Below are 17861 nucleotides of genomic sequence, written 5' to 3'. Positions count from 1 at the left end.
GCAGCCCCGGAGCGTGGGGGCATGAAGTTCGCCGACGAGGTCAAGAACGCCGTCACCCCGCGGGCCGCGCTGCTGGTCATCGGCGTCCTCGCCCTGCAGCTGCTCTTCATCGCCTCCTACGTGGGCGCCCTGCACCATCCGAAACCCCGGGACGTGCCCTTCGGCGTGGTGGCCCCCGGCCCCGCCGCCGCCCAGACCGCCGACCGCCTGGGTCGGCTGCCGGGGGACCCGCTCGACCCCCGGGTGGTCCGCGACGAGGCGGAGGCGCGCCGGCAGATCACGGACCGGAAGATCGACGGCGCGCTGATCGTCGACCCGCGGGGCACCACCGACACCCTGCTGGTCGCCTCCGGCGGGGGCGCCGCCCTCGCCAACGCGCTGACCCGGATCACCACCGACGTCGAACAGAACCAGCGGCGCACCCTCCGTACCGTGGACGTCGCGCCCGCGTCCCCCGGGGACTTCAACGGCCTCTCGGCCTTCTACCTCGTCGTCGGCTGGTGCGTGGGCGGCTACCTGTGCGCGTCGATCGTCGCGATCAGCGCGGGCTCGCGGCCCTCGAACCCCCAGCGGGCGATCATCCGCCTCGGCGTCGTCGCGCTCTCCGGAATCGCCGGCGGCCTCGGCGGGGCGCTCATCGTCGGGCCCGTGCTCGACGCGCTGCCGGGCAGCATCCTGGGCCTGTGGGGCCTGGGCGCTCTGGTGGTCTTCGCGGTCGGCGCGGCGACCCTCGCGCTCCAGGCGGTCACCGGTGTCGTGGGCATCGGGCTGGCGGTCCTGCTCATCGTGATCGCCGGGAACCCGAGCGCGGGCGGCGCCTTCCCGGCCCCGATGCTGCCGGACTTCTGGCGCGCGATCGGCCCGGGCCTGCCGCCGGGCGCCGGTACGTGGGCGGCGCGCTCGATCGCGTACTTCCGCGGCAACGCGGTCTCCGGCCCGGCGCAGGTGCTCGCGATCTGGGCGCTGATCGGCACCGTGATCACGCTGGTGGCGTCGGCGGTACGCAGGGAGAAGAGCATGCCGGCATGAGCACCATGACAAGACCCCGGGCCTCCACCAAGAGGGCCCGGGGCCTTGTGCCCGTGTCGGCCGGACCGCGCCGGCCGTCCCGCGTCAGCCGATCCGCGCGCCGTACACCCTCAGCGGCTCCGTCACCGGCTGGAAGAAGGTCGTCCCGCCCGCCGTGCAGTTGCCGCTGCCGCCGGAGGTCAGACCGATCGCGGTGTCGCCCGCGAAGAGCGAGCCGCCGCTGTCGCCCGGCTCGGCGCAGACGTTGGTCTGGATGAGGCCGTGCACGATCTGGCCGTTGCCGTAGTTGACCGTGGCGTTGAGGCCGGTGACCTCGCCCTCGTGGACCTGGGTGGTCGAGCCGCTGCGGGTCACCTTCATCCCGACGGTCGCCTCGCCCGCCTTGGTGATCTTCTGCACGCTGCCGTTGTAGAGGTTCACCTCGCTCGGCTCCGGGGTCATGCTGTGGTACCTGACCAGCGAGAAGTCGTCGCCCGGGAAGCGCGAGTCGACCATCGTGCCGATCGCGGGACCGCCCGCGGTCGCCGACCAGCGGCTGCCGGCCTTGCCGCAGTGGCCCGCGGTGAGGAAGTGCGGCTGGCCGTCCTTCACCACGTTGAAGCCCAGCGAGCAGCGGCCGCCTCCGCTGTGGATGGCGTCACCGCCCCGGAGGAACGGCGTGAACACACCCGAGGTGCGCTTCAGTTCCGCCTTCGACCCCAGGCCCCGCACCACGCCGCTCAGCTTCTCCCACGACGCGCCCTTCACGGTCCCGTCCGCCGTGACGACCACCTTGTTCGTCACCGGGTCCAGGGCCCAGGAGGTCCCCGGCATGGTCGCCCGGTCCGTCAGGGTCCGCCGGGCGTCGGCGAGCTCGGCCAGGCTGTGTTCGACGACTCTCGCCTTGCCGCCCGCCTCGCGGACGGTATCGGCCGCGTCCTCGTCGACCACGTTGACCACGAGTGCCCGGGACTTCGCGTCGTAGTACGCGCCGGCCGCGTCGCCGCCGAGCCGCTCGGTGAGCGTCGAGGCGAGGTTTCCGGCCGCCGTCACGGACAGCGGCCTCACCTCCGCGTCACTGGCGTTCGCCGTCTGGAACGTGATGCCCGCGCCCAGCAGGGCCACCGCGGCTCCGCCGGCCAGCGCCGCACGCCTTTTGGGTATGCGCCGATGCTTCAACTTCGACCTCCTGTGGGGGGCCGTACCAGGACAAGTGGGGTGACCTGACACGGAGGATGGGAGTCCACTATCCCGATGCAAACAGGTAGCACACAAGGTCGACTTCGGGACGCGCACGCGATTTTCACTATGCGCCCCCGGCGCTCCCACGCCGGTAAGGCGACAATGCGTCCCCCGCGCGCCCCCTCTGATGGGTCATCATCAGACCTGTGACCCAGCGGAGGAGGCGGGGGCTTGCGACGTCGCGTACGCACGGCGGACGGCCGGCATCTCATGGTGGAGCGCCTCGGGGACCCGCGGGGCCGTCCCGTCTTCCTGCTCCACGGCACACCGGGCAGCCGACTCGGCCCGGCGCCCCGCGGCATGGTGCTCTACCAGCGCGGCATGCAGCTCATCGCGTACGACCGCCCCGGCTACGGCGGCTCGGACCGCCTGCCCGGCCGGAGTGTGGCGGACGTGGTCCAGGACGTGACGGCCATCGCCGACGCGCTGGACCTGGAGCGGTTCGCGGTGGTGGGCCGTTCCGGCGGCGCCCCGCACGCGCTGGCCTGCGCGGCGCTCATCCCCGAGCGGGTGACGCGCACCGCGGCGCTGGTGACGCTGGCGCCGCGTGACGCGGACGGGCTCGACTGGTTCGAGGGCATGGCCGCGTCGAACGTCATCGAGTACACGGCCGCCACCACCGACCCCGACGGCGTCGCCGCCCGCCTCACCCCCCGCGCCGACGCGATCCGCCAGGACCCGGTCCGGCTCCTGGACGACCTGCGCCGCGAGCTGACCGCCTCCGACCGGATGGTCGTCTCCGACGCGGGCGTCCGCTCGATGCTCCTGCGCAACTACCAGGAGGCGCTGCGGACCTCCGCGTACGGCTGGATCGACGACGCCCTGGCCTTCTGCAGCCCGTGGGGCTTCGACCCGGCGGACATCCCGGGCCAGGTGCTCCTCTGGCACGGCGAGCAGGACGTCTTCTCACCGGTGGGCCACTCCCGCTGGCTGGCCGCCCGCATCCCCGGCGCGACGGCCGTCCTGGAACCGTCGGCGGCCCACTTCGACGCGCTGCACGCACTGCCCCGCGTACTGACCTGGCTCCTGGAGGAGCCCCCGGCCCGGCCGGTGCCCTGACGAGGTCGGGGGCTGGGGCTCCGGACAGTCAGGCGTCTGGAGTGAGCGGGAGCGGTTCCGCCCGCCGCCGCAGTTGTTCGGCCTCGGGCACGTGTCCGCCCGGTCCAGTCGGACGTGCATATCACTCAGAGCCGCGAGGACGATCCCGCGGCTGCAGAATGCAGCTCCTTCACGGTGAGCGTCCAAGGACCCAGGGCGTAGTAGTCCATTACCACTGGGCCGTCCATGACGGGGACCGTCCGCCGAAGCGCCCCGGAGTCGTGGAGCAGCCCAGACGGATCGAGCCGCATCCGGTAGTGGCCGGCAACCTCGTGTGCCCGGACGCTGACAAAGCCACCGCCATGGCCCGGCCCCCCGGCGAAGTCCACCCTCAGGTCGACCCCCTTGCCTGGATGGATGAGGATCTCGGGTCCGTAACCGTGAAGGACCCCCTCCAGCCGGCGGGCAGCGGCCATCGGCTTGACCCGTAGGATCCACCGGTTCTCGGCGACGACCCGGAACCGCAGGGGGCGGTCCTTGGGCGCGTGGACGACGCGGCTGCCCCGCAGGTCCGGCAGCGATACGGCGAAGACGTACTCCTCGTCCTTGTTGCGTTCGTCGAGCGGGTAGAGGGCGAAGTACCCCTCGCCCTCGTGCGCGACCTCGACGAGGACCGGACCGGACGGCAGCCCGGCGCCGACCGTGACCACCTGGTTGCCGTGCCCCTCGGCGGTGAACGGCTCGAAGACCGGGCCGAACTCCCATCCCTCCAGCAACCGATACGGCCGCTCCGGCGGCGGATAGAGTCCCGGCACGTACGCCCCCTCCTCGGGCGGCGCCTGGCCAGGCATCTTCACCACACCGGTCAGCGGCACCGGCCCGGACAGGACCGTCGGCCGGTCCGCGTCGGCCACCTCGATGCCGTACGACGCGATGAGCCCCGCGAGCCCGGAGCCGTAGCCCTGCCCGAGACCGTCGAACTTCCAGCCGTCTGCCTCCCGGAAGAAGGCGCCGAGGGCGACTGCGGACACCTCCGCTTCCTCCGCCACCGTGTACGTGACGATGTCTGCTCCGTCCGGCGCGACGGCCTTGAGTGTGGGGAGCGCCCTGAAGGCGCTGTGCCGGGTCCAGCCGGCTACCACGATCCGTTCCACCGCCGGCTCGACCCCGTTCAGATCCAGGGCGAGCCCGGCCGGGCCGAGCCGGACCGCGCCCGACGGGTGCGCGGGCTGACCGTGGAAGACCAGATCCGCGTCGCCGCGGACCCGGCCGGAGGAGTCCAGCAGCAACGCCGCCGTCTCTGCGCCGGCTGTGCCGATGCGCAGAACAACCGACGGCACCCAGTGACCGGTGGCCTTCGTTATGCGATCCATGCCGCTCATCATGCGCCATGGATCACCAGGCCGTCGGTCGGCCTCGGAGCGGAGGACCCGCCTCACACCGCCAGCGGCTCCAGGTCCCGGTGGACGCGGCGCTCGTCGCGGGCCAGGCGGGTGAGCGCGTGGTCCTCGCCGAGCTGGCGCGACAGTTCCTCCGCGGTCTCGGCGCGCAGGTGGGCCGCCTCGTCCTTGCGGCCCAGCGCGCCGAGCGTGACGGACATGTTGGAGGCGACGGCCAGCACCTCCGGGTGGTGGCCGCCGAGCACCTCGCGGAGCAGGCCCACCGTGCGCCGCTCGATGCGCAGCGCCTCCTCCAGCTCGCCGAGGTCGGCCTTGGCGTTGGCGAGGTTCACCGTGCAGAACAGCACGTGCGGGTGGCGGTCGCCGAGCACCTCGACCAGCACCCGCAGCGTGGCCCGGAGGGTCTGCTCGGCGGTGTCGGGCATCCCGCAGCCCCACTGGTAGATGCCGAGGTTGTTGAGCGCGGCGAGGGTGTACGGGTGCCGCTCCCCCGGCACCTTCATGTACTGGTCCACGACCTCCTGCGCGAGGTCCCGCGCCGCCACCGGCTCCCCGGCCGCGTACAGGTCCGCCGCCAGGTTGAGGTCGCAGGCGAGGGAGTCGGGGTTGGCCGAGGTGTACTTGGCGCGGTAACGGTTGCGCGTGGCGGTGGTGAGCCGCCGCGCGTCCTCCAGGCGGCCGGCCCGCCGCAGGGAGACGGCGAGCGACTTGGCGGCGGCGAGCGTGCCGGGGAAGGCCCGTCCGAGGGTGTCCTTGTAGATCTCGTACGTCCGGCTGAGCAGCGTCACCGAGTCCTCGTACCGCCCGACCTCCCGCAGGTCGCGGGCGAGCGAGGTGGCGGACGACAGGGTGTACGGGTGCTCGGGTCCGAGGACCTCGGTGCGGCGGTCGAAGACCTCCTGGTCGATCTCCCGGGCCCGGGCGTACTGCCCGACCATGCGCAGGTTGAGCGCCAGGTTGTTGGCGGCGGCCAGCGTCCTCGGGTGGGCCTCGTGGAAGATCTGGCTGAAGCCCTCGTGCGCCTCGGTCGCCAGCTCCATGGCCCTGCCGTACTCGCCCAGCGTGCCGAGGTCCATGGCGAGGCCGCTGGTCGTCATGTACGTGTGCGGGTGCGAGGGCCCGAGGACCTCCCGCTGCCGCTCCAGCGTGACCTCGTCGAGCTCCCGGGCCTCCACGTAACGCCCCTGCGAGCGCAGGATGTTCGACAGGTGGAAGCGCAGGTACAGGTACTGGAGGTCGTCGTTGCCCAGCATCTCGCGCCAGGCGTCCCGCAGCTCGGTGCCGAGCGACCACGCGGTCTGCCAGTCGCCGCGCTTCCACAGGTAGCGCACCCGGTCGATGAGGAGCCGCCGGGTCTCGGGGTCCCGGCACAGGCGCGCCTCCGACGGGCCGAGGTGGGGCCAGATGGTGGCGAACCGGGGCCAGGTCTCGGGGTTGTCGATCGGCTCGTCGTCGTCGGGCCGCGCCCCGGCGAGGATGCGGTGGACGGCGTGCCGGGCCTCCTTCTGCTCCTCCTCCGTCAGCTGGGAGCGGATGACGGCCTGCACCAGCCGGTGCACCTGGATGGAGTTGGAGACCTGGTCGACCTTGGCGAGGGCGAACCGTCCGATCTCCCGGATCACCCGCCCCAGCACCAGCTTCTCCTGGAGCGACGCGTCGTACGGCTTGAGCGCCTCGATCATCTGCTTGCTGTACAGCAGGTTGGCGTGGATCGGCTCGGGCGCGAAGAAGGCGCACAGCTGCAGCAGCCGCACGGCGGCCGGTGAGCGCTCCTGGAGCCGTGCGATGGAGACGTTCCAGGTGGCCGCGACCGGCTCGGGGTAGCCGGCCGGCTGGTTGAGGGCGAGCGTGCTGGCGGCGGCCTGTTCCAGCTGCTCCAGGTAGGCGGAGACGGGCGTGGCGGTCTCGGCGATCCAGGCGGCGGCCTGCTCGACGGCCAGCGGCAGGTCGCCGACGGCGGTCGCCACCTTGTCGGCGTCCTCGGCGGTCAGCCCCTTGGCACGGCGCTGGAGGTGCTCGATGGACTCCTCGCGCAGGAACACGTCGACGGGCAGCGCGTCCCCGTACTGCGACCACGTCTGGTTCCGGGAGGTCACCAGGATGTGGCCGCCGGTGGGGAAGAAGCGCTTCAGCGCGTCGGGGTCGTCGGCGTTGTCGAAGACCAGCAGCCAGCGGTTGGTGGGCACCCCGCGCCGCAGCAGGTCGATGGCCTCCTGGGACGCGGAGGCCATGTCCTCGCCGACCTGCGCGCCGAGCCGTACGGCGAGTTCGGCGAGGGAGGCGATGACGTCGTCCGTCTGCTCGGCGGAGACCCACCACACCAGGTCGTAGTCGGCCATGAAGCGGTGCACGTACTCCAGTGCCACCTGCGTCTTGCCGACGCCACCGAGCCCGTACAGGGTCTGCGGCTGCGGCAGGACGACGGCGAGGCCGCCGCCGAGCTGGTCGCGCATCCGCTCCAGCACCATCGACCGGCCGGTGAAGCCGGGGTTGCGGGGCGGCGCGTTCCAGATCTTCGGCACGGTGCCGGGGAACCGCGGCCCGGGCGGCACGCCCTCGTTGAGTTTGACGGGCCGGTCCAGGGCGCGCAGCAGCGCGGCGGTGGCGCCCACCTCGTCGAGCCGGTACAGGTCCACGGGGTTGCGGTCGATGTACGGGGCGGTGAGCCGGACGTCGCCGACGCGCAGCGGCAGCAGCTGGCGCCGCCCGCCGCCCGGGTCCTCGGCGGCGGCCCGCTCCCAGACCTGCACGGCGCGGGAGGACTTCAGGTAGGCGCTGGAGAGCAGGACCACCGTGCGGGCGGCGCTCTCGGCGGCCTCCAGGGGGTCGCTGCCCGAGACGGCGGGGTCGGCGGAGACGTCGCGGGGTACGACGCGGAAGCCGGCCCGGGTGAGGACGGACTCGATCCAGTCGGCCCACATCCGGTTCTCGGCGACGTACGACAGGAACAGGTCGGCGGGCTGGGCGGGGCGGCGGCGGGTGAAGGCGTCGCGGATCCGCAGCCGCACCTCGTCGTTGACGGACGGCATGGCGGTGACCTCGCCGTCGGTGATGACGGCGGTGAGCCGCTCGAAGGCGGAGAGCAGCGAATTGGCGATGCCGGCGTCGTCGCCGAAGGTGGCGAGGGTCTCCTCGTACGCGTAGTACGGCCGGTACGGGATCTCGACGGCGCCCCAGTAGGAGGCGAGCTCCTCACCGGTGAGTCCGCTCGGGAAGCCGTCGAACTTCAGCCGGGCCAGGGCGCGGCCGGCGTCGGCCTTCTCCTTCTCGCCCTCGTCGATGCGCATGGGCACGGGGAATATCCGGATGCCGCGGCCGCCGTACCGCTCGTCGATCTGCCGGGCGACGGCGGCGGCGCCGTCCATGGACTGGTCGCTGAGGGTGAAGCAGTCGACCAGGGCGTCCGGGAGGTGGACGGTGCAGATGTCGGCGATGTCGGAGAGGCCGGTGCGGCTGTCGATGAGGACGTAGTCGTAGGTGGCCTTCATGTCGTCGCGCAGGGCGTCGAAGAAGTGCCCGCCGCCGAGGCGGTCGTAGAAGTTGTCCCAGTCGAAGGTGGAGACGGTGGCGGAGTACTCGCGGTTCTGCCGGCCGGCGGAGACGAAGTCGAGGGTGCCGCCGTCGGGGAACTGCCAGCCGAGCGCCTCGGGGGTGAGGGAGACGGCGTGCGGCTGGATGCGCGCGTAGTCGCGGTGCCAGTCGTCGGGCCGCTGGACGGGGCTGGTGGCGGCCCAGGCGTACTCGGTGATCAGGTCGATGACACCGGTGGTGGCGCCGAGCGTGGACGGATCGAGGAAGGGGTGGAAGAAGCGGTGCAGCCCGGGTGCCTCCAGGTCCCAGTCGACGGCCAGGACCCGCTTGCCGTTCGCGGCGAGGATCCAGGCCGTGTTGGCCAGGGCCATCGTCCGTCCCGTACCACCCTTGTACGAGTAGAAGGTGACGATGCGTCCGTCACGGCGTCCGTCACGACTGGCGGTCATCCAAGTCCTCCGCATCGGGCGCGATCTCGTGCGTCTCGGGGGTGAAGTGCGTGGTGGCGTACCCGGCGGCCATGGGGCCGCGCAGCCGCGGGCGCTCGGTGTGGCGGCCGCCGGCGGGCGGGTAGACGGCGGCGTGCCGCAGGTACTGCTGGGCGGCCGCCTCGACCACCTGGGGCAGGATCTGGCCGAAGGCCTCCATGCTCGGTACGCCGCGGGCGGCGGCGCGGCTGGCGGCGCGGCCCTGGCCCATCTTGACGGGCATGGTCGCTTCGAGCTTCCCGGTGAGCTCGGTGTCGGCGGCGCGGCTCTGGTAGTCCATGTGGTTGCGGGGGACGACGACGCTGACCCAGGGCCGGTGCTCGGCGTCGAAGGCGGCGAGCCGCTCGCGGCGTTCCTCGTCCTGGAGGGCCCAGCGGTCGACGAGGAGGATCTCGGGCCGGGTGGGGGGCTGCTTGGCGTCCAGCGGCCCGGTGTCGTGGTCGAAGGAGGCGACCGTGGCCTGGTAGTTGAGCGCGCGGACCAGGTCCTGGGCGACGTAGGCGAGGGGCCGGGAGGATTCGGGGTGGTACGGGTTCCAGTCCTGCGGCAGGTCGCCGTAGTACTCGGGGGCGCGGCCCTCGGGGAGGTCGTGGCGGGTGGGGGCGGCGACGGTGACCTGGATGGGGCGGGGGCCGCCGCCGGGCTGGCCGAAGGCGCTGGGGGCGAGGCGGTAGTCGACGGGCCGGCCGGGGCCGATGGCGGTGGAGTCGGCGACGGAGACGATGCGCTTCGCCAGTTCGTAGACGGCTCGCTCGTACTCCTCGGCGAATATCCGGAGTTTGATCAGGCCGTACAGTCCGTCGGTGACATAGCGGTCGCCGAAGGCGCGGTGGTTGAACTGGAGCCGTTCGGCGGGGCCGGGGAGTTGTTCCGGGGGGACGGGGACCCAGAGGGCGGGGACGATGGCGTCGGCGGGTCTGTTGTGTTTCGCCTGGTGGTAGATGGCGCGCTGGGCGAAGGCGAACCATTCCTTGCCGCACATCTCGCTGGCGAAATAGCGCGGCGAGAAGAGCGGGACGAAGACGCGGCAGTTGGCCAGGACCTCGCCCAGCCGTTCCGACCAGCCTTCGCCGGAGCGTATCTCCCGGTCCATGAATCCGGCTTCGGCTCCGGCCGGCAGATCGGTCATGGCCATTACATGGCCGCACAAATCGCGGAACAGCCGTTCCACCCACATGTCGGGATCGGGGCCTCCGGCTCCGTACCTCGGCGTGTGGGCGTAACTCAGAAAAAAGTACGGCCGATGATCCGCCCCTCGCCGTTGCGGTGACGTCACGCGACCCCCGTCCTGTGTGAACCACTCGCATCAAGGATGGGAAGGATACGAGCGAATCAATCATTCCGGAGCAGGTTCGCTCCGCCCCCACGACGTTCAGTCAATCAACGCCGCTTTTCAGTCATCCGCGGCCACGGCACAGCTCTTCCCGCAGGGCGGCCACCAGCGCTTTGCCGCTGACGGTGAGCTCGGCGGCGCCTTCGAGCCGGTCCAAAGCCCGCTCGGCGTGCACGGCGTGGACCGGGTGGCCGGGTTCGTACGCCGCGAGGCCGGTGCGCTCGTACGCCCCGGCGAGCAGCGCGGAGACGGGGACCGGCGCCTCCTGCCAGGGCGCGGGGTGGCTCCAGGCGCCGTCCAGGGCGTAGAGGTCCGTCACGTCGAGCAGCGCCCGCAGCGTGGCGCGCCGGAAGCCGCGCAGCAGCGCCCGGGCCAGCTCGCCGGGGGCGCCCCGCAGCGGCAGGCCGAGCGCGCCGTAGCCGTGCCGGCCCACGCGGGGCGCGGTCCCGGTGAGCGGGGTCAGGGTGGTCAGCCGGGCGGCGGCCTCGGCGGCCTGGCCGGGTACGGCGTCCCGCAGCAGCCCCCAGGCCGCCTCCAGGCGCGCGCTCCAGTCGGCGGCGTCGGCGGCGGTGAGCCGCCCGGTGGCGGGGGCGGCGAAGCGGTCGCGGTACGGGTCGAGGTCGTCGAGCGCGCGGCCGTCGCCCGGGTGGCGCCGCACGGGGAGCCAGCGGGGGCCCTCCTCGCCGAGCCGTTCGACGCGCTGCTCGGCGCCGCCGGCCCGTACGACGAGGCCGTCCCCGGTCGCCCGCACCTCCGCGGTGCCGGCGGCGGTGACGGTGAGCGCGCCGAGCGTGGGCAGGTGCAGCGGGCCGCCCGGATGCGGGACGCGGACCGGGGCGTCGACCCGGCCGCGTACGGCCGCGGCGGCGACGTACCGCGGCAGCTGCCGGGCGAGGGCGGGCGCGGTGGGGCGGTCCTCGTGGAGGGCGTCGAGGCAGTCGAGGAGCCAGGTGCGGGTGTAGGGGTGGGCCAGCACCTCGTCGAGGCCGTCGGAGCGCCGCTCGACGGCGGAGGCGAGCTCCCAGGCCTCGGCCCACGGCTCGCCGCCGCGCCCGTCGAGGCGGCTGTGCAGCTCGGCGAGGAGGACGCGGGTCAGGTCGTGCTGTTCGGCGGCGAGGGCGGCCGGGTCGGTCACGGCGGGGGACGCCGTACGCGCCGCCGTGCGGTCCTCGACGCCGCGCACCAGGGCTTCGAGGTCGGCGCAGTAGACGGAGGGGTTGGCGAAGCCGGTGCCGTCCGCGCGGTAGCGGTGGGTGTAGAGCCCGCCGCCGCAGGAGCGGACCACGGGGCAGTCGCGGCAGGTGGCGCTCACCCCGGCGAGCCCGAGCTGGCGGACGCGCACGCCGGGGTGGGCGGCGACCTCGTCGAAGGAGTGCCGGTAGACGTCGAAGCCGGTGGCGGCGGCGCCGTCGTAGGCGCTCTTGAGGGAGTCGACCTGTTCGAGGGTGCCGTCGGTCTCCACCACGACGAGGTCGGTGGGGGCGAGGCCGAGGGATTCGGTGAGGCTGGGGCCGCCGCTCAGGGTGGAGAGCACCGACTCGAAGAGCCGTACGGGGACGGGCCTGCCCTGCCGGTCCCACCGGTCGAAGACGGTGAGGATCCAGTCGGCGTACGCGGTGGGCGAGCCGTCCGGGCGGGGCGGCGGGTTCTGCCAGGTGGCGTGCGGCAGCAGGAAGTCGATGCGCGGCGGTTCGAGCGCGGCCAGCGCGTCGTAGACGGCGACGGGGTCGTTGGCCACGTCGATGGTGCAGAGCAGCCCGAGGTCGAGGTGGCGGTAGCGCTCCTGGCGCAGCAGGCCGACGGCCTTGAGGACGAGGGGGTGGCTGGAGCGGCCGTCGGCGAAGCGGCGGTGGCGGTCGTTGGCGGCCTTGTCGCCGTCGAGGGAGATGCCCACGCGGACGCCGTACTCGGCGAAGAGGTCGAGGTAGCGGGGGCCGAGCTGGAGGCCGTTGGTGTGGATGCGCAGGTCGAGCGCGGTGTGGGGGCCGAGCGTCCGGGTCAGTTCCTCGCAGACGCGCCGCAGCCGGGCCGGCCCCGCCAGCAGCGGCTCCCCTCCGTGCAGGATCACTGTCACGGAGGGCAGGGCATGTTCCTTCGCATGCTCGGCCAGTCGCAGAGCTGTCCAGGAAATCGCCTCGTCAGAGATTGCCTTAGGGCGGGTACGCCAGCTCTGATCAGCGTGTTCGTACACATAGCAGTGGTCGCATGCGAGATCGCACCTGCTGTGCACTTTCAGAACGATCTCGCGGAAAGGGACCAGCGGTCCGGTCATTCCGCCAGTTTAGAGCTACTTCAGGGCTGTTTTCGGCCGCTTCAGAGCGCGGAGTTGAACGTCGCCCCGCGTCCGGTACGGTCACCGGTGGCGGGCAGCACCCGGTTGATCTTCTTGGCCGCTTCCGCCGCCCGGACGTCGATCTCGGCGAGCGGAACACGATTCTTCTTCGCGACAGCGAATGTCATAGAGGTCTGAAAGCTCACGGCGGCCGTCCTTGGGCATATGTGGCGATCTGAGGGGAACCGCACCGTTGCAGTGTCGGCGGCACGACTTTACTCTCGTGGCCACCCACGGCAAATCAGCGCGAACACATGAAGGAAATGCGTTGCGCCAGTATTCCCCGACCTCCCCGGAACGATCCATTCCACCGAAAGAGTGACACAAAACCGCAGACGGGGGTGCGTATGACCGGGTATCAGGGTCCACTGCAGAGCATGGTCTTCCGGAACGAGGATCTGCCGGCGCTGTTCCACCGGGCGGACGAGACGGCCATCGCCCGGCAGCGCGAGGCGGTGAGGGACACCCGGATGCAGCTGCTCCTGCTGGTGCTCGGCGCCTGCCTGGCGGCGATGCCCGGCGGCTGGCGGATCGGAGACACCTTCCAACTGGCGGGCGCGCTCAGCGCGTTGGCGTACGCCGGCGTACTCCTGGCCGGCTACCGCGCCTCCAGGCGCCGTGCGAAGTCGCATTGGCAACTGAACCGGTCGGCCGCCGAGTTCATCAAATCGATGTGCTGGAGGTACGCGGTCCACGGCGCACCCTTCGACGCCGACTCCCGCGATCCGGAGGGGGAGTTCCTCCTGCGCCTGGAGGAGGGGCTCGGCGAGCTGCGCAAGGTCGGCTGGCTGGACCCCCGGGAGCAGGGGCACGACCCCGGAGCCGAACTCATCACCCCGGCCATGCGGATGCTGCGCGACAAGCCCTTCCGGGTGCGCAAGGAGACGTACGTACGGGACCGGCTGATCGAGCAGCGCAACTGGTACCACCGGCGGACGGAGGTCTCGCGGCGGGCCACGGCCCTGTGGCGGGCGAGCACCGCCGTGCTCACCCTCGTCGCCTTCCTCCTCGGGCTGTTCCAGACCTTCTCGGCCGGCGGGTCGGCCGTGCTCGCGGGCCTGCTGTCCGCCACGGCGGCCGCCGGTGTCGCGTGGAGCGAGATCCGCCGCCACCAGCCGCTCATCGCCGCGCACTCGCTGGTGGAGGAGGACCTCGCGGCCATCCACACCGCGATGGAGACGACGGTCGGCGAGGACAGGTGGCCGGCGGCGGTGTACGAGACCGAGCGCATCGTCTCGCCGCAGCACACGGACTGGCTGGTGCAGCACCGCAGCTAGGCCAGGCCCTCAGGGGCGCTCGACGCCCGCGCGCCAGATGACCGTCACCGGTTTCCCCAGCTCGCGGGCGTAGCGCACGATGTCCCCCGTACCGCCCAGGCCGCGCGCCGGGCGGCCGTCCCAGACCGCGAGCAGCCGGTCGCAGTGGTCGGCGATGTACGTGCCGGCCGCGTAGTACGCCTCGTCGGTGGAGTGCGGGAACGCCATCCGGACCTCCCGCGTGGCGCGCTTCCTCAGGCCCCGGTAGCGAGCCAGTTCGACGTCGTCCGCGAAGCCGTCCTCGTAGTCCCCGCTGGGGATGACGGCGACCAGCTCGGCCCCGCAGGCCAGCGCGATGTCCGCGAAGAGCTGGTCCGCCCCGGTGGCGAGGCTGGAGAGCGCCTCCAGGGCGCCGTCGTGCCCCAGGAACGCGGCCCGCATCGCGGCCCGGACATGGGCGTGGAGCTCGTCGGGGATGTCCCTGTGGCCGGTCACTCCGATGCGCTTCATCCGCCCCCGCTCCCTGTGCCCGACCGTCCTCACATCCCCTCGAATGTGGACGACCGCGGGCAGCGCGTCGAGTCCCCCGGCCGGATTCCGGCCGGGGGACTCACCGAGCTCACACGGAAGGGTGGTTCGGCCTACGGGTCAGTAGACGCTGACCCCGTACGCGCTCAGTGCCTCGGTGACCGGCTGGAAGAAGGTCGTCCCGCCGGAGGAGCAGTTGCCGCTGCCGCCGGAGGTGAGGCCGATGGCGCGGCTGCCGGAGTAGAGCGGACCGCCGCTGTCGCCGGGCTCGGCGCACACGTTCGTCCGGATCATGCCGTAGACCACGTCGCCGCCGCCGTAGTTGACCGTGGCGTTCAGGCCGGTGACGGAGCCGCTGTGGGTGCCGGTGGTGGACCCGCGGCGCGTGACGGACATGCCGACGGTGGCGTTGGCGGCGCTGGTGATGTCCACGCTGCCGACGGTGCCGGACTTGGTGATGGAGCTGTTGGTGTAGCGGACGATCCCGTAGTCGTTGTTCGGGAAGCTGGACCCGGACGTGGACCCGAGCACTGTGGTGCGGCCGGAGTTGGCGTACCAGGTGCCCACGCCGTCGGTGCAGTGCCCGGCGGTGAGGAAGTAGTACGCGCCCGCGCTGTCGCGGACGTTGAATCCGAGGGAGCAGCGCGAGTTGCTGGAGTAGATGGCGTCGCCGCCGGAGATGAGTTTGGTGAACTTGCCCGGGGTGCGCTCGATGCGCAGGGCACCGGCGTTGGCGCCGGCTTCGCGCTTGATCTTCGCGATCTCGTCCTGGGAGACGGTCGAGTCGGCGGTCACGACCAGGGTGTTGGTTTTGCCGTCGACGTGCCAGGCGGTGCCCGGTACGTCGGCTTCCAGCACGGCGGAGCCTGCGGCGGACAGGTCGGACGCGCTGTAGGTCCGGGGAGAGTCCGCGTTCGCGGCGGGGACCGCGAGGGCGGCGGCGGAGACCAGACCGACGGAGACGGCGAGCAGACGGGTGCGTCTGGCTATGCCGTCGCGGGGGGTGGTGCGCTTGATCCTCACTTACGTTCCTCCGAGGGAATCGGGGGCCCGCCGTGGGGTGTCGGGCCCGTGAGGCGCAGCCAGGGTTTTTTACGCGTTCGGATTGCGAACACGTCGTGCCCCTGACAAGCGCTGCTCCGGGAGTATTCGCGGGATCAACTACCGCGCGCAAGGGTGTCTTTCGGCCGTACCCGATCAGTGCGGCAGGACGTTCCGCTCGCCCGCGCGGACCGGGACGGAAGGGGTGTTGCCGGGCGGCGGGAAGGGCAGATGAAGTGCTCGGCGAAGACCGCCCCCAGCGAGCCGTCGCCCCCGACCGCGACCCGCAGCGTGTGCGTGGCACCGCCGAGCACGAAGGCGAGCCCCCGGCCAGGGCCGACGGAGGCGGACGCCGCGCTCCTCTCCGTACGGACGGAAGGGTCCCCGGCACGGCCCAGCGCGGGTCGTACGGCGTGGCCTCGATGCCCTGGAACGCCGCCCGCGCCGGGGCCGAGGCGTCGAAGTCGCGGACGGCCCACAGCTCGCCGGTCAGGGGCGGGCCGTCGGCGGTGAGGCCGTCGGCGGCGGTGGCGGCGGCGGTGGCGGTCAGCAGGACGTGGTCGCCTGCGTCCCGCCACGTACCCGGGACGGCCGGAATTCGACCTTCCGGGTGGTCGGCCGAGCCAGAGGGGTCGTCAGCAGCCGTCGCAGGGGCAGCAGCAGTCGCAGCTTCCGACGTTGCAGTCGCAGTCGCGGCAGCACCCCTCGCGCTTCTTGCGCGACCAGGGGCCCTCGTACTCCTTGGCGCAGCAGATCTGGCAGGTGCAGAAGAGCCAGGTGAAGGCCGCGCACCCGGCCAGGAAGCCGCGGGGCGGCTTGGGCCGGGAGGGCTCCCCGCCGCCGGGCCCGCCGCCGAAGCCGGGCGGCATGCCGCCGCCGGGGCCACCGGGGTACCCGCCGCCGTACGGTCCCTGGCCGCCACCCTGGTGCGGCCCACCCTGGTAGGGCCCGCCCTGGTGCGGACCGGGCTGGTAGGGGCCGCCGGGCTGCCCGCCGTACGGGTTGGGCGCGCCGTACGGGTTGGGCTGGCCGTACGGGTTGGGCGCGCCGTGCCCCTGGTGCGAGCAGGTCGCCGTCCCGAACGCCCGGTCCACCGACCGGCGCAGCTCGTGGGCGAGCAGCACGTGCAGCAGCTTGTCGTCCGCGAACTCCGCGTCCCGCAGGGCCAGCCGTATCCCGTGCAGCGCGTCGTCCGCGAGACGCCGTGCCTCGGGGAGTGACGTGCCCGTGGCGGTGAGGGGATTCCAGGCGCCGGAGGCGGCGTCGGCCTCGCGGTCCTCGACGGCGTCGAGGAGGTGCGCGAGGCGTCCGAAGAGCCGGCCCGCCTCGGCCAGCGGCTCGGCGTTCGACGGCCTGCCCGCGAGGACGGCGGTGTGCGCGAAGGCCGCGGCGGTGGCGGTCTCCGTGGGCTCGGTGATCGCGAGCAGCGGCGTACCGGGGCCGGCCAGCGCCTCGATGCCGGTCTGCCGGTCCACCGCGTCGACCAGGACCGCCGTGTCGAAGCCGAGCTCCCGGCCGGCCCTCGCGCCGGCCCGGTCCCAGCCCCGGGCGACGCGCCGCGCGGCGGCGGCCATCGGGCGGCGGGCCAGCAGCCCGTCCCGGTCGGCGACATGGTCCCGTACCTTCGCCGAGGCCAGCACCAGCGAGACGGCGGCGGCCAGCCGCGCGCCCTCGCCCCGCGCGACCGGGGCGGTGCGCATCGCGCGCAGCGGGCAGGGCCCTGCGGTGCGGCGTGCGGCCGGGTCGCGCTCGGCCTGAGCCTCCGTCAGGACGGAGATGATGAGGCCGTCGTAGTTGGTGGCGACCCGGGCGAACTGCCCGTGATCCGCCCTCAGGGCCAGGCAGAGGCCGCAGAGATGGGCCATCCACTCCGTCTTGAGCCCGTCGGTGAGTCTGTGCGTGCAGGGCCTGACGATTCCGAACACGTGCTTTTCCCGCTCCCCCGTGTGTTGCGCGACTGTGCGGCGGGCATCGTATCGGCCTGATCCGTTCACCCGTACGTCCGCCCGCTCACCCATCCGGCCCGAATGTCATATATGAGTTGCGGAAGCCCTCCTTCAGGGGCCGTATGCCCGCAGAATCTTGACGAATCGCCACATCCACTGCACCAGTACCGTCACGAATCGCCTGCGCGGCGACTATCCACTTGGCGCGCGATCCGCATGATGGTCGACGATAGGGATAGCGGAACCACAAGTGACCGCGACGAAAGGAGGCGTCCATGGGATCGGTGCGCAAGGCGAGTGCATGGCTCGGTCTCGTCGAGGACAACGACGAGCGTTACTACGACGACGAGTACGCCGGGAGCGACCGCGGCGGCGACGCCTGGGTGACCGACCCGCGGGTGCGGGTCGCCTCCGAAACCGCGCAGGAGGAGGGCCGCCGCATCGCCACGGTCTCCCCGGACGGCTTCCGGGACGCCCGGGCCATCGGCGAGCTCTTCCGGGACGGCGTGCCGGTCATCATGAACCTCACCGCCATGGAGCCCGCCGACGCCAAGCGCGTGGTCGACTTCGCGGCCGGCCTGACCTTCGGGCTGCGCGGCTCGATCGAGCGCGTGGCGACCCGGGTCTTCCTGCTGACGCCCGCGAACACGGAGATCGTCAACGGCGAGGCCGGGCCGCGCACCGAGGACGGCTTCTTCAACCAGAGCTAGGGCCTGGC

Annotated in this window: 13 protein-coding genes and 1 pseudogene; 4 read left to right on the top strand and 10 right to left on the bottom strand. The window is 72.5% G+C overall.

Annotated features, from left to right (window positions below; genetic code table 11):
- Positions 1-21 precede the first annotated feature (21 nt).
- Positions 22-1029, top strand: coding sequence for a DUF3533 domain-containing protein (locus AB0A69_RS17440; protein WP_361421865.1), 1008 nt, complete (start codon positions 22-24; stop codon positions 1027-1029).
- A gap of 84 nt (positions 1030-1113) precedes the next feature.
- On the opposite strand, the gene AB0A69_RS17435 is transcribed toward AB0A69_RS17440, so the two are convergent.
- The gene (locus tag AB0A69_RS17435; protein ID WP_361421862.1) at positions 1114-2187 is read right to left on the bottom strand and encodes a S1 family peptidase; all 1074 of its coding nucleotides are present in this window, start codon (positions 2185-2187) and stop codon (positions 1114-1116) included.
- Between the two features lie 234 nt (positions 2188-2421).
- On the opposite strand from AB0A69_RS17435, the gene AB0A69_RS17430 reads away from it, so the two are divergent.
- Entirely contained in the window at positions 2422-3309 is an 888-nt protein-coding gene (locus AB0A69_RS17430; protein ID WP_361421859.1) for an alpha/beta fold hydrolase, read from the top strand.
- A gap of 125 nt (positions 3310-3434) precedes the next feature.
- Here the strand turns inward: AB0A69_RS17430 and AB0A69_RS17425 are convergent, their stop codons facing one another.
- The 5 genes from AB0A69_RS17425 to fxsA all read right to left on the bottom strand — a co-directional run bounded on the left by AB0A69_RS17425 (position 3435) and on the right by fxsA (position 12500).
- Positions 3435-4661 (bottom strand): TerD family protein, encoded by a 1227-nt coding sequence (locus AB0A69_RS17425; RefSeq protein ID WP_361421856.1) that lies wholly within the window; start codon positions 4659-4661, stop codon positions 3435-3437.
- 62 nt (positions 4662-4723) lie between these two features.
- Positions 4724-8668: an FxSxx-COOH system tetratricopeptide repeat protein gene (fxsT, locus tag AB0A69_RS17420; protein ID WP_361421853.1), complete on the bottom strand. Its 3945-nt coding sequence runs from the start codon at positions 8666-8668 to the stop codon at positions 4724-4726.
- Entirely contained in the window at positions 8652-9983 is a 1332-nt protein-coding gene (gene fsxC / locus AB0A69_RS17415; RefSeq protein ID WP_361421850.1) for an FxsC protein, read from the bottom strand. Before fsxC ends, fxsT begins: the two co-directional genes overlap by 17 nt.
- A 121-nt stretch (positions 9984-10104) precedes the next feature.
- Complete coding sequence (gene fxsB / locus AB0A69_RS17410; protein WP_361421847.1) at positions 10105-12312, bottom strand: radical SAM/SPASM protein FxsB, inactivated metallohydrolase extension form; 2208 nt, start codon at positions 12310-12312, stop codon at positions 10105-10107.
- Between the two features lie 41 nt (positions 12313-12353).
- Entirely contained in the window at positions 12354-12500 is a 147-nt protein-coding gene (gene fxsA / locus AB0A69_RS17405; protein WP_361421844.1) for an FxSxx-COOH cyclophane-containing RiPP peptide, read from the bottom strand.
- A gap of 249 nt (positions 12501-12749) precedes the next feature.
- On the opposite strand from fxsA, the gene AB0A69_RS17400 reads away from it, so the two are divergent.
- A complete protein-coding gene (locus tag AB0A69_RS17400) occupies positions 12750-13649 on the top strand; it encodes a DUF4231 domain-containing protein (protein ID WP_361421841.1) in 900 nt (299 codons plus the stop codon).
- A 9-nt stretch (positions 13650-13658) separates the two neighbouring features.
- Here AB0A69_RS17400 and AB0A69_RS17395 read toward each other — a convergent pair whose 3' ends face one another.
- The 4 genes and pseudogenes from AB0A69_RS17395 to AB0A69_RS17380 form a co-directional block, all read right to left on the bottom strand.
- Positions 13659-14138: a hypothetical protein gene (locus AB0A69_RS17395; RefSeq protein WP_361421838.1), complete on the bottom strand. Its 480-nt coding sequence runs from the start codon at positions 14136-14138 to the stop codon at positions 13659-13661.
- Between the two features lie 138 nt (positions 14139-14276).
- On the bottom strand, positions 14277-15179 hold the full coding sequence (locus tag AB0A69_RS17390) for a S1 family peptidase (protein WP_361421835.1): 903 nt from the start codon (positions 15177-15179) through the stop codon (positions 14277-14279).
- A 174-nt stretch (positions 15180-15353) separates the two neighbouring features.
- Positions 15354-15816, bottom strand: a pseudogene (locus AB0A69_RS17385) (hypothetical protein); the annotation flags it as partial.
- 16 nt (positions 15817-15832) lie between these two features.
- A complete protein-coding gene (locus AB0A69_RS17380) occupies positions 15833-17122 on the bottom strand; it encodes a DUF5685 family protein (RefSeq protein WP_361421832.1) in 1290 nt (429 codons plus the stop codon).
- 296 nt (positions 17123-17418) lie between these two features.
- On the opposite strand from AB0A69_RS17380, the gene sepF reads away from it, so the two are divergent.
- Positions 17419-17853, top strand: a complete 435-nt coding sequence (sepF, locus tag AB0A69_RS17375) for a cell division protein SepF (RefSeq protein ID WP_361421829.1) — start codon at positions 17419-17421, stop codon at positions 17851-17853.
- The last annotated feature ends 8 nt before the right edge of the window (positions 17854-17861 follow it).

The sequence above is a fragment of the Streptomyces sp. NPDC045431 genome (genome assembly GCF_040646655.1).
In the GTDB taxonomy this organism is placed as follows: Bacteria; Actinomycetota; Actinomycetes; order Streptomycetales; family Streptomycetaceae; genus Streptomyces.
Note: the sequence above shows the minus strand (reverse complement) of the source record. Positions and strands in the feature narration are given on the sequence as shown.

Excerpts from the sequence above, each read along its gene's own strand:
- AB0A69_RS17425 (WP_361421856.1), bottom strand. The coding sequence starts at position 4,661 with ATGGATCGCATAACGAAGGCCACCGGTCACTGGGTGCCGTCGGTTGTT.
- fxsB (WP_361421847.1), bottom strand. The coding sequence starts at position 12,312 with ATGACCGGACCGCTGGTCCCTTTCCGCGAGATCGTTCTGAAAGTGCAC.
- sepF (WP_361421829.1), top strand. The coding sequence starts at position 17,419 with ATGGGATCGGTGCGCAAGGCGAGTGCATGGCTCGGTCTCGTCGAGGAC.
- fxsA (WP_361421844.1), bottom strand. The coding sequence starts at position 12,500 with ATGACATTCGCTGTCGCGAAGAAGAATCGTGTTCCGCTCGCCGAGATC.
- AB0A69_RS17400 (WP_361421841.1), top strand. The coding sequence starts at position 12,750 with ATGGTCTTCCGGAACGAGGATCTGCCGGCGCTGTTCCACCGGGCGGAC.
- AB0A69_RS17440 (WP_361421865.1), top strand. The coding sequence starts at position 22 with ATGAAGTTCGCCGACGAGGTCAAGAACGCCGTCACCCCGCGGGCCGCG.
- fxsT (WP_361421853.1), bottom strand. The coding sequence starts at position 8,668 with ATGACCGCCAGTCGTGACGGACGCCGTGACGGACGCATCGTCACCTTC.
- AB0A69_RS17395 (WP_361421838.1), bottom strand. The coding sequence starts at position 14,138 with ATGAAGCGCATCGGAGTGACCGGCCACAGGGACATCCCCGACGAGCTC.